Annotated in this window: 9 protein-coding genes; 1 reads left to right on the top strand and 8 read right to left on the bottom strand. The window is 43.0% G+C overall.

Going from position 1 to position 15,863, the window contains the following annotated elements; translation table 11 throughout:
• Positions 1 to 12: 12 nt before the first annotated feature.
• Positions 13 to 1,398, bottom strand: coding sequence for an alpha-L-fucosidase (locus tag ACIFSR_RS10500; protein WP_339207298.1), 1,386 nt, complete (start codon positions 1,396 to 1,398; stop codon positions 13 to 15).
• A 135-nt stretch (positions 1,399 to 1,533) separates the two neighbouring features.
• Here ACIFSR_RS10500 and ACIFSR_RS10495 point away from each other — a divergent pair, with 135 nt between their 5' ends.
• On the top strand, positions 1,534 to 3,834 hold the full coding sequence (locus tag ACIFSR_RS10495; RefSeq protein ID WP_430057265.1) for a helix-turn-helix domain-containing protein: 2,301 nt from the start codon (positions 1,534 to 1,536) through the stop codon (positions 3,832 to 3,834).
• A gap of 84 nt (positions 3,835 to 3,918) precedes the next feature.
• Here the strand turns inward: ACIFSR_RS10495 and ACIFSR_RS10490 are convergent, their stop codons facing one another.
• The 7 genes from ACIFSR_RS10490 to ACIFSR_RS10460 all read right to left on the bottom strand — a co-directional run bounded on the left by ACIFSR_RS10490 (position 3,919) and on the right by ACIFSR_RS10460 (position 15,821).
• The gene (locus ACIFSR_RS10490) at positions 3,919 to 5,532 is read right to left on the bottom strand and encodes an extracellular solute-binding protein (protein ID WP_339207296.1); all 1,614 of its coding nucleotides are present in this window, start codon (positions 5,530 to 5,532) and stop codon (positions 3,919 to 3,921) included.
• A gap of 41 nt (positions 5,533 to 5,573) precedes the next feature.
• A complete protein-coding gene (locus tag ACIFSR_RS10485) occupies positions 5,574 to 6,482 on the bottom strand; it encodes a carbohydrate ABC transporter permease (protein ID WP_430057264.1) in 909 nt (302 codons plus the stop codon).
• Positions 6,483 to 6,500: 18 nt separating this feature from the next.
• Positions 6,501 to 7,430: an ABC transporter permease gene (locus tag ACIFSR_RS10480; RefSeq protein WP_430057381.1), complete on the bottom strand. Its 930-nt coding sequence runs from the start codon at positions 7,428 to 7,430 to the stop codon at positions 6,501 to 6,503.
• 501 nt (positions 7,431 to 7,931) lie between these two features.
• On the bottom strand, positions 7,932 to 9,362 hold the full coding sequence (locus tag ACIFSR_RS10475) for a glycosyltransferase family 2 protein (RefSeq protein WP_430057262.1): 1,431 nt from the start codon (positions 9,360 to 9,362) through the stop codon (positions 7,932 to 7,934).
• A gap of 36 nt (positions 9,363 to 9,398) precedes the next feature.
• Positions 9,399 to 10,448, bottom strand: coding sequence for a HEAT repeat domain-containing protein (locus tag ACIFSR_RS10470; protein ID WP_430057260.1), 1,050 nt, complete (start codon positions 10,446 to 10,448; stop codon positions 9,399 to 9,401).
• Positions 10,445 to 13,603: a hypothetical protein gene (locus ACIFSR_RS10465; RefSeq protein WP_430057259.1), complete on the bottom strand. Its 3,159-nt coding sequence runs from the start codon at positions 13,601 to 13,603 to the stop codon at positions 10,445 to 10,447. The genes ACIFSR_RS10470 and ACIFSR_RS10465 overlap by 4 nt, the downstream gene beginning before the upstream one ends.
• Positions 13,604 to 13,628: 25 nt before the next feature.
• The gene (locus tag ACIFSR_RS10460; RefSeq protein WP_430057258.1) at positions 13,629 to 15,821 is read right to left on the bottom strand and encodes a family 2 glycosyl transferase; all 2,193 of its coding nucleotides are present in this window, start codon (positions 15,819 to 15,821) and stop codon (positions 13,629 to 13,631) included.
• Positions 15,822 to 15,863 lie beyond the last annotated feature (42 nt).

The raw sequence follows: 15,863 nt of genomic DNA, 5'->3' as shown, positions 1-15,863 counted from the left end.
TACCCCTCTCGATTAACGAATCCGAAACACATGCGCGATTGGTGCTTGTTCTGAGTATTCATTCACTGGCAAACGGACAATAATGCCGTTTTCTGCTTGGCTGTACTGCAAATGGTCTTGTCCACCTACGAGATCAATCTGGCTGAAAGACTTCTGTATAGGGAGGTATAATTCCTCTTTCACAGCTTCTTTTTCATCCTTGTACAAATAAAAGGCATAAACCGTATCTCCTTTTCTCGTAAAGTGGCAATTGTCAGCAGAAAAAGGCTCGCAAATTCGTGTTCCATAGATTGCCTCACCATAAACCTTCAACCAATCGCCCATCCCTTTGATTCGGCTAATGGCTGTAGTCGACAACCTGCCGTCAGGCTGCGGACCAACATTCAATGCTAGGTTTCCGCCTTTCGCAACGATTTCAACGAGCAGATGGATTAGCTGTCGAACCGTCTTGTAATTGTCCTCATAACGGAAGGAGAAGGAAGTGCCCATCGTAATACAGCTCTCCCACGGCACGTTAAGCGGACGCTCAGGCAATGTCTGCTCTGGTGTTATGACATTTTCATAAGGGCCGCCGACCGTGCGGTCAGCCGAGAGCAGCCAAGGCTGAATTTCCCGCGCCTTCTCAACCACCTCGCCTAATCGGATGTTTTGATCGCGGTAATCGTTAACCCAACCTGCATCGAGCCATAACATATCGATGCGGCCATATTTCGTCATCAACTCCATAATTTGCGCATGGGTGAACTGAACGAATTGCTCCCACAAATGTGGATGTTGCTTCGGGTCATAGGAAGGTCCGCGCGCGGTAAACGACCCACGCTCCATGCCTGGCGCCCAGTAATATGGCGTATGCCAATCTGCCTTCGAGAAGTATGCAGATATAGCTAAGCCCTTAGCGCGGAAAGCATCAAACAGCTGCTTGCAAATATCGGCGTACTTGTGCGAATGGAAGGGACAATCTGGGCTCGTAATCCGGTAATCCGTCGTATGGGTATCCCACATGCAGAAGCCATCATGATGCTTGGTTGTAAAATTTAAATACTTAAAGCCATTCTCCGCAGCAAGATCTGCCCATAGCTCAGGCTGAAAGCGAAGCGGGTTAAAGGTTTTGTTTAGCCCAAAATACTGCCGCTTCAATTCCTCTGCGTCTACATTCCAATCGATGCCATCGCGTGACCATTCCTCATCCTTGTCACTAAGCGCCCATGATTCAACTACACCTAACTGTGAATAAGGCCCCCAGTGCATCATAAGGCCCAGCTTCTGATCCTTGAACCATTCCAGCCGCTCCTGCAGAAGCGGGTCCTCTGGCTTCACCCATTGCTCTTCACTGCTATAATTGTGGACACCCTGCTCAACAACTTGCTCTATTTCTTCTGTCGTCTTTATTTCGCTCATGGTTACCTCCAAGTATAGTAGGACTTTTTTAAGCGGTACGTTCATTGCCTTCTTCTGCTCTATGTCCAAATTGTAAATTTGTTGCTATGATTAGTAGCGACGAAAAGGATTGATCGATCATAGGGGGCAGACGATATGAAACGAAACTACTTCAAATCCAAACTGTTTTTAAAATACATCTGGTCCTACTTGTTTATTTTGCTTATCCCATTAGTACTTATGACGATATTTATCTATCAAAACGCAGTGTCCAATCTACGTACTGAAATTGAGCAATCTCGCCTCGGCCAGCTCACGCAAGCCAAAGTTATTGTTGACGGCCGGATGAAGGAGCTAAGTGAAATTGCTTCACGCGTCTCGTATGACAAGAGGCTGACTCCGTTTCGGGTTCACGATTCTTATTACAGCGGTGAAGCGATACAAGCACTGGATCAATACAAAGCGACCAGCTCTATCATTAGCGAGATGTTCTTGTATTTTCACAAGGATGCAAATATTTATTCCGCGAAAGGTCTATCGAGCATGGATGTATTCGCAAACACCTTTACCTTTCACAATTGGAACAAAGACACTATTTTTCAAGATTTGAATACGGTTAAATATCCAACGATGCGTCCAGCTGACACCGTAGTCCTAAGCGCTAATTTGCAGGATTCGATGCTCGCTTATCTTGTTCCCATTACGCCGTACAACCCTAATCCACATGGAACGATTATGTATCTAATTAAAGAATCAGAGCTTACGAGTTTAATTGATTCGATTCTAGGCAATTATCAAGGCTTGACTTATATTTTGGACAACAAAGGTCAAATTCTAGTAGACAATCGCCAGGGCGAGGCCTTAACAAATGCAGAGGCGCAGTCTCTATATAGTCTCGCGCCAGGCATTCACGATAAAACCTTAAATGGCAAGCCGCATTCCATCGTATCCGTAAAATCGGAAAATAATGGCTGGACTTATGTGACCGTCATGCCAAGTTCCCAGTTTCTTAGCAGCGTAGTGCATGTCCGCAGCTTCATCGTTATGCTGTTTATCATCGTTGTGGTCGTTGGAGCGGCGATTGCCCTCGTGCTTGCTAGAATGCAATACCTGCCGATCTCTACGCTTGTAGAGTTCGCAAATTCCAAATCCAAGCCGAAGCATTCCGCTGATCAATCAACCGAAAACGGGAACGAGCTTGACCGGATACGAACAGCGCTGCAGCAATACAGCTCGCGAGTTGACCTTCAAGAGCCATACGCTCGCAATCACTTTTTGTCCATGCTCCTGAAATATGGGAATGCGCAAAGTCTTTCACCAGAGCTGCAAGAAGCCTTCGACCTTCATTTCGACCAATCTCATCACTTTGTTATGGTGATTGGATGGGATGAAATCGAAGATACGCAAGAGGAACGACAGGAGCGGCAAGAAATGATAGAACTGCTCTCCCAAATCGAATTCCCGGAGCTGGCTGCTCATGCCTATGGCGTAGAGCTCCCTCAGCTGGATCAGCTTGCACTCATTATCAGCTTTAATAGGGATCAAGCCGAGCAGGAATTGGTTCCTGTGCGCCACATTGCTGAAGCGGTGCTCTGCACGATACTAGAGACGTTTGATGTTACGCCTACGATTGGCGTTGGAACCTGCTATTCAAGCCCTGACCAGCTGAATCAGTCCTTTATTGAAGCTTGCTCTGCTTTTGAGCTGCAAGCGACAAGCGGTCATGGCACGATCACCTATTTCGAGAAGCTGCAAGATACACCGGATCATACCTTCTGGATACCGAATAATTCGCTGCTCAAGCTTTCTCAAAGCTTGAAGCAAGGAAGCTATGATGTAGCTGCGCAAATGATCAGCCCATCGATCCGAAGCCTGCAATCATCCGAGCTGTCTGCCCTGCTCAAACGCTGTATATGCTTTGACATTTTGAATACGATGCTAAAAACCGCATCCGAGCTTGGCATTCAAAATGTGATTCAAGACATGGCTCCTAATATGATTTACAGCCATTCCTTGGATGAAATCGAGACCGGCTTTCTGAATCTCGCCTCCCGAATCTGCAATCAAGTGGAGCGCAACAATCAGAAGGAGGAGCAATCACAGATTGATCGGATTGTCTCCTACATTGATGAGCATTTTAGAGATCATACGCTCAGTCTAGAAACGATTGCATATGAGTATGCAATCTCGCCATCACATGTGAGCCGTTCATTCAAGGAAAAGATGGGCCTTAACTTCATCCAATACATTTGGCAAAAAAGAATGGAAGAGGTTATGCATCATCTGAAAACGACAAACGCACCGCTAAAGGACATCATTATTCAAGTCGGCTATTTGGATACGCCTAACTTTATACGCAAATTCAAGAAAGAAACCGGCTATACGCCTGGTCAATATCGCAAGCAATTCTGGGAGAACGAACAGGCGCAATTACTATCCGATTCAGACGATGAATAATAAACAAAACCCGGTCAGCATTTCGCATGACCGGGTTTTTGCTGTTTCTGGGTTCATGCTCTTGTTCGTTTATTTATCTGTCAATTATCTGTCGTATGCGCTTTGGTAAAGCTCAGCGATTCGATTTCCGCCCATTTTTTTAATTTGCTCAATATACTTATCCCAATTGGCCATCGACTCTTGACCTGTTACGAACTTGGCTTCCATCTGTTGAACATACGTGTTCAGATCAGATAACAAAGCAGAAGCCTCGTTTTGCTCTTCGTTGGTCAAATAAACATTAGGGTAAGGCGATTTGGCGATTGGCGTCAGCTTCTCTGCATTTTCCTTATCGATCCATAAGTCGAATTCGCTGCGAAGTCCGATCGCAAGCTCACCAGAGTTCATACCTGGCGTAAGAATTCCGTAGTTTGGTGTTAGTTTGCCGCGGTACTCTTCACGGTCGCCGCCGCCCGGAACAGGAAGCCATTCCTTCTCATGTTTTTCTTTATCTTTATATTTCCATAGAAGATCCTCTGGACCTTGATTGAACAATGTAGCGCCTTCATAGCTGTATAGATAATCTACCCAGCGCATCGTTGCTTCTGGAGATGGATTGCTGCTTGTAATGGCAAAAGTACCGTTTGCCGATATGCCAGGATGCTTGCCATAGACTGGGGAATCCGCAATTTCACTTTTCACAGGCGTCATCAATGGATTGTCTCCGCTTGGCTCGCCGCCTAACGTAAAGTAAGGGAAGTAATCATTGAATATAGCAATTTGATTGTTTTCCCCTTTAGCCTTCTTCTGCTCGCTTGTTTGCGAGAAGGTCTCGTGATCAAGCAGCTCTTCCTTCCATAGACGGTTTAGGAACGTTAAGTAGCCTTTGTATCCTTCTTCTTGAGGCGTATAGTGCACTTTGCCATCCTTATCTGCATAAATGACCTCATCATAAATGCCCCAGAAGCCTAGGAAATACATACGCAAATCGTCCAGCTTAACGGAAGTTAACGGAATTTCATCCTTTTTCCCGTTTCCATTTAAATCTTCTTCCTTAACACGCTTCAGAAAGGCATACAGCTCGTCCGTCGTCTTAGGCAATTCCGTAACGCCAAGCGCTTTCAAAAACTTGCCGTTGTACCACATAGGGCTGCGGTACCACACAGCAGCTAGATCAATATTAGGCAGCGCATAAATATGGCCGTCTGGTGTTGTAAAGGACTTCCGAATTTCCGGATGCTCATCAAAAATCTTTTTGATATTAGGCGCATAACCTTCATCAATATATTTTTCAAGAGGAATAAGAACGCCTTGTGTACCATAAGTTACTTGCTCTGCCGGCTTAAGATCCGCTGCATAAAACATATCCGGCAAGTCGCCGCTCGCAAATACTAGGTTTTTCTTGGTCGCAAAGCTATCAAGCGGGGCATTCTGGAACTGCAGCTTAATGCCTGTCAGCTTCTCCATCTCTTGAAGCACAGGCATTTGGTTCCAATCCGCAACGCCAACATCCTGTGACATCATCTTCAGCGTAATCGGTTCTTTAACAATCGGGAATCCGTCTTTGCTTACCCCTGAAGCTTCAACGGACGTTGACCCTTTGGAACCCGTACTGCCGTTATTTGATTTACCCTCGTTCGGTGAACCGCATGCCGCTAATACAGAGGCAAGCAGCGTAATGCTGAGTAACAAAGATGATGCTTTTTTTAGCTTTTTCATCCTAAACCCTCTCCCTTTTTTCAAATTATTTATGAGCAAAATCAGCCCTTAACGGAACCAATCATGACACCTTGCACAAAGTAACGCTGAAGAAATGGATAAACGGCGATAATCGGTGCTGTCGCTACGATAATAACCGCGTATTTGACCAGCGCAGCAATCTCAGCCTTACTGTTGAGAGCCGACGCCGTAGAAGCATCCATTGCACCGCCGCCCTGAGCCGACATCTCCTGCAACACAAGAATTTGCCGCAGTACGAGCTGCAAAGGATATTTTGCAGCATCATTCAAATAGATGAGTGCCGAGAAGTAGCTGTTCCAGTTGCCAACACCATAGAACAAAGCCATAACGGCGATGATTGGCATTGACAGCGGCAAAATGATTTTGACGAACAGCCGCAGGTTGGTGCACCCGTCAATTTGGGCAGCCTCTTGCAGTTCTTTTGGTATAGAGGACTGGAAAAACGTGCGCGCTACAATGATGTTCCAGATTGAAGCAGCCGAAGGAATTACGATTGCCCAAATCGTATTCACCATACCGAGTTCCTTGATGAGCAAGTAACTTGGTACGAGCCCTCCCCCAAAAAACATCGTGACGAGGAACATCCCCATAAAAAAGTTGCGTCCCATAAAGTCTTTGCGGCTTAGAGCGTAGGCAGCAGGCAGCGTAACGAATAAATTGATCGACGTGCCTACTACCGTATAAAGAATGGTGTTGCCGTAACCTGACCATATGCTGGAGTTTTGGAACACCCTCTGATAACCTTCAAACGTAATGCCTTTTGGCCACAGCCACATCTCGCCGGAACCCACCAATTTCGGATCGCTTATCGAAGCGCTAATCATATAAATGACAGGATAAGCGACCACAATAAAAGCGAGAAATACATAAATATAATTGCATATTAGAAACACTTTATCCCTTCCGGACTCTTTAACGGCGGAAACCATCGGTCATACCTCCTTCTTCTACCACAGGCTGTTTTCGTTGGTGCGTCTTACGATCTGATTTACTAGCACTAAAATAATGGCGTTAATGACGGAATTGAACAGTCCGATCGCCGTCGAGAAGCTATACTGGGCATCGACAAGCCCTGATCGGTATACGAAGGTTGAAATGACATCGGATGCCCCCATGTTAAGCGAGTTTTGGAGCAGCAATATTTTCTCAAATCCAACCCCAAGCAAGCTTCCCATGTTCAGAATTAAAAGAATGGTCATTGTAGGGACAATCGTCGGAATGTTAATATGAAGCACTCGTTGGAAGCGTGAAGCTCCGTCTATAATGGCTGCCTCATGCAGACCCGGGTCTACTCCTGAAAGCGCAGCCAAATATATAATTGTTCCCCATCCTGCGCTTTGCCAAACACCAGAGAATACGTACATCGTCTTAAACCACTTCGGGTCTGTCAAGAAATCTGGAGCATCAAATCCAAGCCACTCAATAAGATGTGTCACTATTCCCGATGAAGGCGACAAGAACGTAATGATCATGCCTGCCATAACAACGACTGATATGAAATGCGGCGCATAAGTGACGGTCTGAGCCATCTTCTTGAAGGAACCACCCTTCAGCTCATTGAAGGCAAGCGCCAGTATAATCGGTATCGGAAACCCAATAGCGAGTTCATACAGGCTAATACTTAACGTGTTCCATATCAAGTCCCAAAAGTAATAAGAATGAAAAAATCGGACAAAATGGTCGAAACCGACCCAAGGGCTTCCGAAAATCCCTTTCGTTGGTATGAAGTTTTTAAATGCGATTTGTATGCCGTACATCGGACCGTAAGAGAAGATTAGAAAGTAGAAAAATGCGGGTGCAATGAATAGATACAATTCCCAATTTTGAAGGAGTCTTTTCCACATTCTGCTCTTCTCTTTCGTCGGTTCCGGAAGCATATTTGGTGCGTTCATTGGACTTGCTTCCTGCATAAAATCACTCCTTTCCCGTTTCGTTATAATTGCTTTTGTTTGGTGATTGGCGACAGGAATTTCGGAAATGCTATCGCTTACATTCACAACAATACGGAACATAACAATTCTCGTAAATATGTCATTTCCCGTATCGAATGATAGCGCTTTATATTTATGAGGAAACATCAATTCGCGAACTACTGCGACTATTCAGATAACTTCTCAAATGTGTCATTTTTGTTGATAAATCGCCTATTTATCGGCAACCGCAAGATTTACCAATCGATTTTTGCCCCCAATACAACCCCAAACCCACTCAGAGAGTGGTCTATTCAAGAATGACATGTATGCGTTTTCATTGTTTCTAAGCCAATTGATCCTTTTTCATATTGCGGTTGCCTATTTAGAGTATTTCCTATCGTTCAATTGCAAAAAAAAAGAGTATCCGCATCTGCACGCAGCTACTCTTCCATTGCCATTTCAGCATCACTTATCGTTATCTTTTTTCTCATTGCTTGAAACAAATTTCTTTCTGTTCATTGCTCCCCATGAATGACGGCCTCTTCTAAAATTAAAAATACCTTCCACACGGAACAGAACAGTAAGCTGACGATAACCTAGGTTTTCCAACACGCCGAACAGCACAAGCAGCAAAGTTTCTTTAAGCGAGCTGTATTTGCGAAATGTAATTTGCTCGAGTAAGATGCTGCCCATTGATAAGGTAGTGCCGAGTAAAAACGCGATAACAAAAAAAGTAATAAAGCTGTCAAACGCAAGCAAGCCAAATAAATAGGCAAGTGGGATAAAGATATAGCCGAGTGCCTCAACAATTGGCCCGATTAATTCGAAGATCCAATAATAAGGCAGTGTCACCATGCCAATCTTGCCGTATTTCGGATTAAAAAGCATTCTCCTATAGCTTATCAGCGTATCAAAAAGACCAATTTGCCATCTTCTCCGCTGGCTTCTTAGATCCTTCATTGTTTCTGGAGCTTGAGTCCAGCAAATCGGGTCCGCTAGAAATTGTATTTTGTACTTTCTCTTCTGGTCTTTCATCGCCTTATGAAGCCTAACGATAATATCCATGTCTTCACCGATTGTATTCACTTTGTACCCGCCGCACTCAATAACGACCCTCTTATTAAACGCACCGAATGCACCGGAAATAATGAGTATGGAATTAAGCTTGCTGAAGCTCGTACGGCCAGTCAAAAAAGCTCGGAAATACTCAATAATCTGAAATTTCGCCATATTGCTTTTCGGAATATTCATCTCCATAAGCTTGCCGTCTTTAATGATCGAGCCGTTGGCAATTCTGACGATCCCTCCAACAGCAATCGTTTCGGGATTTTCCACAAATAACATCGTGAGCTTGATAAGGGCATCATTTTCCAAGATGGAATCGGCATCGATGCATGCAAAAATAGGATAGACAGAGACATTAATGCCCGCATTAAGGGCGTCCGCTTTGCCGCCGTTTAATTTATCTACAAATATTAATCGCTCGTATTGATTGCTTCGGTAAATGCCAGCTACTTCATTCGTAGGCAAGCTCTGCATAATGGGCTGGTTTACCTTTTTTAAATTGAACTCGTTTATGATCTTTTCTTTTGTGAAATCGGTGGAGCCGTCATTCACAATAATAATCTCATACTCAAAATAATTTAGAGCGAGCAGCGATTTAATATTATCAACGATCGTTTTCTCTTCGTTGTACGCAGGGACAATGATAGAAATCGGAATCATATTTTTTGAATCAATGTATCTTTTATAATCCGAGGCTTTCAATTTCCGTAAATAACTAAACATATCTAGCGAAGCGATCAGCATTTGCCCATTATAAAAGATGTTTATTCCAATCGTATACAGCATACAAAACTCGCTGAAATAAATAATAAACATTCTGAGAATATACATGTTGTTAAAAACCATCCTCGTTTTTCTAAGTTGTCATTAGGAAGTCATTTCGATCACACTAATCACGGCATCCCGAGCAAATTTATCGTCTCCATCGATGATCCTTGATGCGTAAGCAATACCTCCAGGAATGAGAACAAGTGCACTGGCGGCATGATGTCTTACCCACCACACGCTGTCGCCTGTTGTTTTCCCTAAATCCGCTAAACTATTTTTGGTCCCAATCTTCTCAAGGCCCTTAGCAGCAGCTGCTCTAACCTCCCAATCATGATCATCAAGCTTGGTAAGCATAGATGCTTCATAATCCGAATTATTCAGCTCGCTCAGCGCTCTTATCGATGCGATTCTAAGGTTCTTATCCTCACTATTCAAATATTTAATATAATGCTCGCTTAAGCCTTCAATACTGTAATCCGCAACAGCTTTGATTAAAATGCCCTTCATATAGTCATCACTTCTATCGATAGTTTGTCGAAAGAGCTCTTCCTTTGAGCCGTCAAAAGCAGAAATAATTTCAATAATAGCTCTATGAGACAAGTTCATATTTTGGGAGTCATAGGTTAGAACATGAACTAGCCCCTCCAAATCACCAAGCTTCGCAAGAGCCAGCATCATATTATAAATCACATCATTATTTTTGCTTGAAATAAGCGTAAGGATAGATGCCATTGTATCTCTTAGCTGCAATTCCCCTAGATGCCGACAGGCTAAGGACTGAATATGAACGCTGTTTGATTGCAGTCTTTTGAGCAGAAAAGCTTTCGTTCCTGTTAATTCGTATATGTTCATCAACTGATCATGATGGGTATGGATAAAATCAGCATTGTGATTAATGACGATATTAATGAACAGCTCTTTTTTTCTAGCACTTTTTCCGACGATTTTGTTCAGTTTTTGCACGATCGTTCGTTTATTTTTATTTTCAGTGTAAAAATAGGATGTGAATACTTCTTCCAGCTGCTTCTTCAATTGGTTAGTCGCGGACTCGCTAAAGTAACGAAAAAACCAAATGACGATAATCGATATGAAAAAAAATGAAAATAACGCTGATGAAATGAGCAGCAAATATAATGCTTCTTTTGTCATATATCCTCCTGCGCAAAAAGTTGTTTAAGCATGTCGTAGCTTTTCTTATTGCGAGATACGTATTCGGGTTTCGTCCATGTATTCCATGTAAAGGTTCGGTAGCCGGACGACGTAACGCTCTCGGGAAACTGATAATCGACCTTCTGCGTTTTTTTATCCATAATAACGAGTGAAGCGACTATGCCATCCGTCATTCGAACAGCAACGCCGTCTCTTATGTTCTCGAATGCCCCTTGTTTCTTCTCATCATCGAATACGAGCAAGCTAGACGGGTCAGTAAAGTTCAAGCTCGCCCATGGAATTCTAAGATACAGCGTATTGCCCTCAAAATAAAAATGGCTGCTGCTGTTGTCAAAGCTGCCTGCATTCAAGGTTGATCCATCCTCATAAGCAGAGGGAATCGTTTTGCCTTCAGGCGTTTGGTATGCTTTTGAGAGCTGCCGCATCATTTTCTCATAAATGCCGTTAGACGATACGGAAGTGTAATAACTGCCTTTGCTCGCATTATATTGCGGGATTACGAGTAATTCGGCTTGCTTCGTATTTTGAATGCTGACATTAAACTCTGCACCAGACCAGTTTTCATTCACATCAGGGGCCAGCATATATTCGCCATTTTTTCTGTCAACGGTGTCCAAATAGATCATAATGTTCTTCTGATCGAAATTCGGCAGTTCACTGAATTCGGCTGTTATATAGAAATAAGATTCGTTAGCAGCATAAGAAATGGTACGCAGAGGATCTATTCCCCGCAAGGTCATGGCATACTCCGTCGGCGTAGGTGATTCTATCGCTAAAATACCATATCGCTGAGCAGGATCTATTACATTGTGCCAGAGGCTTCCGTGCTCATAAGGGATCATCAGGGAAGAGGTAAACCGGCTGCTTTTTCCCCATTGATCCGCCCATTCGTAAACAAGCCCGCCCATACTGCCGCTGTCCTTTATCATATTCATCATCGCAACGATGCCTTCTCCTTGCTCAGCCTCGCTGTTTTGACCGTCCTTATGGCCAGAAGCGGATATTTGCGATGAACCTAGGCTTGTAGACAATCCAAATTCGCTAATAAGTACGGGATACTTTTTTTGAGTGCTCATAAAACGATCCAAATACTGCTTATAACCTGCATAGTCAGGTTTTGCTTCCTTCGTTTCCCCAGCTATAAATGCCGGATGATCGGGAAAAACATTGTACGCGCCAAAAAATCCGCTGATCACTTTGCTAGAAATAACAATATGATTAATATCCACTGAAACCGCGTCATCGAGCGTCTCTGGATTTGATGCAGCATGTTCGAGAATGTCTAGCTCTGGAATGCTGGTAATCGCTGCTGGATGCTGCATGTCGTAATTACTTTGCTCATATTGAAAGATACGATCCGATAGGGAAGCAAGCCACGACTCGGTAGGCGATGCGTCTAAACCTGATGAAACATAGTCCCCATTATAGTTGTAAGAGGGATGTGCTTGATCCGTTGCCTTTACCTTTTGAGGGGTTAATCCTGGGTCAACTAAAAAACCAAGGATATAGCCTGACACATCATTCATGTAAAGATCAGAGTTCATCCCCTCTTTTGTTTTTAACTTGGCATTCCCATGAACTGCGTTAATGGTATCTTGAATCGCTTGTTTGTAGGCTGCATTGTACTCTTGATTCAGTAAGTCGCCTGATGGCGGCTCACTGCTCGGCGATATATTTTGAAGCAAATACAGCGGTTTATCTTGATGATTCGTATTGTAAATATCAAGCGCTCGATAAAAGCCTGACGGCATCAACGTGTATACTCGTATTGTATTGGCGTTCATTTGACCAATCTTCTCAAGCCACTCTGAATAAATAGCCGTATCCTCCGGGAAGCTTCCTTCAGGAATACCTGGTATTGCTGTGCCAATATTCATCCCTTTTACAAACATGCTCTTCCAAGCTCCGTTTTCATAAACGGAAAATGTATTGTCGACTATTTTGGATACGAGCTGTGTACCATTTGAAGCTGTCTCTGCTTTCGCCTGAAATGTAGTGCTTTCATCTAATGGTTTTGTTTCCTTCAACAGCTTGGACATAAGCGGCACATAAAAATGCCAATAAAAATACGAATGATCCCCTTCGCTGTTTACACTGAATATTTTGTATAGAGTTGAAGCACCCCAAAACCGTTTAATCTTCTCCGGCTCCTTATAATCACTAAAATCACCGGCAAAATAATAGGAGCTCTTCTTGCCGGATTTATTTGCAATGATTGCTGGGAATCTAGTATTCAGCCCTAAGACCTTCAATTGCTCCTGACCTGCTTCCGTAGCGTTTAAGTCATACCATGCGATTACCAACTTATCGTCTGCAGGCTCAATGATTTCAAACCAGTTATAGTAATCAATCGTGTCCGTATGATAGCTGCCAGCATGATCCTCAGTCATGAACAGGCTGATCGATTGTCCTGTAAAATCTTTGCCGCGCTCCAATATGATGATTCTATTGTTGCCCGCAATAACGATTCCCGCTCCCGTTAAGCTCCACTTTTTCCCGTATTGCTGCTCATAGGTTGCTCTTATCCAATTCGGTACATCTTCTGCCGACGATAATTCCGAGAAAAACTTGCCTGCCCACCCCTTAAAGCCGACGTTAAAAATAGCTTCAAGCTCCTTGGATACGTTTGGTCCAGTAGGCTCGCCTGCAATATTGTATTCGCCAATAACCGTTGTCCCTTTAGCATAGCTGGTAGCTATTAAACTAACCTCATCCATCGTCAGACCTGAAACCCCTTTTGGTTCCACACCATTCACCTTTGAATTGCCAGTGCCGTACGCATCCGAAATATAGATCACATCTGGCACATTAGCTCGTTTATCAAAAGGAACAGCCTTTAATTTCCCATCAGATAGGAAATTTCCATAATAGTCCTTCGTGGCGTCATACGCTTTATTCGTCGCGGGGTTATTTATGAGCAGATGATTCATAATCCAAAACAACCCGCGCTGCTTGCTGTAATCCAGCTCCCTTATGCCGCTCGTTTCAGATGCTTGAGTCGGAAAGGTTTTATTAATGACAACGACATCAAGGTTTTTGCTTGGTGTAAGCAGCCAAACGATGAAAGGAATCGATACACCAATTAATAAAGCTATAAAAATGAAATAGCGAGCTTTAATATTTCTTTTTTTCATTTGTATTCCTCATTTTATATATGAATTAATTCATCGTTTGAAATCCCTTTTGCAAAATGTAATAGGAAGGCTTCAATCGTTCATGAAATGTCGGCTGCTCCCATTCCTTCCAGCTATATTCCTCCATTGCTATAGGCTGCTGCGTCGTTTCAGGCGTGCTGCCCATCTTGATATGCTGTATGCCAAAGCTCATTCCATCTTCCTTCAGCTTTGATATTTTTCCACGAGCATACATATCATCAATGACATATTTATGGGAAGGATCCATCACATTCAGCAGCTGCCACGGAATTCTCATTTCCACTTTTCCATCTTTATAATAAAAATCACTTAATGAATTAAAATCGGGGTTATCCGGATTACCTATTCCGTATTGGAGCAGCCCCGTCTCATATCCTGCAAAAGGAACGATCGTGTTCAGCTGCGGAACTACGTAGCTTTTATTTAAACTAAGCCTGATGGGGTTAAAAATACCAGTGTTCTTATGATGAAAGGCTGGGGTCTTGTCGATGAGGCTCGTTTGAACCGCATATCTAAAATAGTAGTTATCGTAATAGGCATCTACTAATACATGTGAGTCCGTTGGTCCATGAATTTTCACTACAAAGTCTGCATCCTTGCTAAATGTGGAGCCAAGCTGTGAGAAGCTTGTGTTCCCTTGTTCCTTTATCGTATCGATCGGTATGATCAACGTATCCTTATTAAAATCATAATTTTCAGCATCAATCATGAGATAGACATATCCCTCATCACTTTTTACGTATAGCTTGGTATGATCGTCAGCATACAGGGGAGTATCATTTGCCCAATCATCGAACGAACCGTCGATATAACTGATGCTTTTGTCGTTGCCAGGATCAAGCGCTAATAAACCAAAATGCTGCTCATTCGTTTGAGCATTAAGCCAGTATGGCCTTGAATCAGGCAAATCCAAATCATTGTTGTTCCATGTTCGCTTAAACCACTCATCCTGCCACGAAAAAACCAATCCCCCTGCTAAATTAGCAGCGTGAATATCCTTCATCATTTTCATCAGCATATCGCCTTGCGTTTGTTCATCTATAAAGCCCTGGTTAAAGCCTGTAATTTTGTTTTCATGCGCCTTGCCGCGTGAGGCTGGAATGCCAAATTCCGAAATAAGAACAGGCATGGAATGGAACTTCTTAACTTCCTCTAAATAAGCCAAATAAGGATTTGGTTTGCCCTCGGCATCTTTAAATTGAATATATTCGGTCTGATAGCTAAACGTATCGGGGTAATAGGGGTACACATGATAAGAGGCAAACATGCCGGCTTTATAGCTGTCATGCCATTTAATATGCTCGACGTTTACTTCTACAAGGTCTTCATTTTTATAAGGCTCGTTAGGATGCTTTAGCGGATCTGTCGTTACCCAATTGGAAAAGGCAACCGGGCTTTGCATGTTATAGGTTGTCATTTCATAATCAATCAGCTTATCTCCTACTTCAGTGAGAAAGGTCTCAAACGGAGATGCACCTACGGTATAAAGGTATTTGCCATCATAATGGCTGCGCTTTGCGTTATTTTCATTCGTGCTGACGACAAGCGAAGGCTCCCATTCAATACCAACAATCCATCCGATGACATACTTCGAAACATCCGAGGTATAATTGCCGTCCGCATGGCCTTTATTTACTGGCAAATAATGATTGCCATGCAAAATATTAATCGTATCTTTTACCGTAGCATTCATATCATTTAGAATCTTGTCATTGCTGCCAAAAGCATCATCGATTGTTGCTATATCGCTCTCATTAACCCAAACGCCATGAAACACATAAATAGGCTTCTTGCCATTTTTCACTGCATTTTGATTAAAATCAAATAAGGCATTATAAAACTGCGGCCGCTGTATCGTGTACACTCTGATCGTGTTTGCATTCATATCCGAAATATAGCCAAGCCATCTATAGTATTCATCGTATGTAATGGCAACCTCGCCGGGAAAAGCGCCTGGTTTTCCAGCTCCAAGGTTCACACCTTTAATAAATGTTTTCGTCCATTGTCCATTTTCCAAAACATTAAAAGAGTTTCCATCCACCTTGCTTACATACTCCGATGCCATTGGTGATGTGGGGTTGCTATGATCTGTTGCATTTATTTTATTTTTCAAAATAAATATGCTTGAATAGGCTATAGCGATTAAAATAATGATAATAATTGAACCATACATATAGTTCTTGCTCGAAATTTTCATTTTAAGCCCCCCGAAAACATTATAAGTATAGATTTGTTTCAC

This window comes from Paenibacillus sp. NRS-1760 (assembly GCF_050467785.1).
In the GTDB taxonomy this organism is placed as follows: Bacteria; Bacillota; Bacilli; order Paenibacillales; family Paenibacillaceae; genus Pristimantibacillus.
This window is presented reverse-complemented; position numbering and strand designations above follow the sequence as displayed.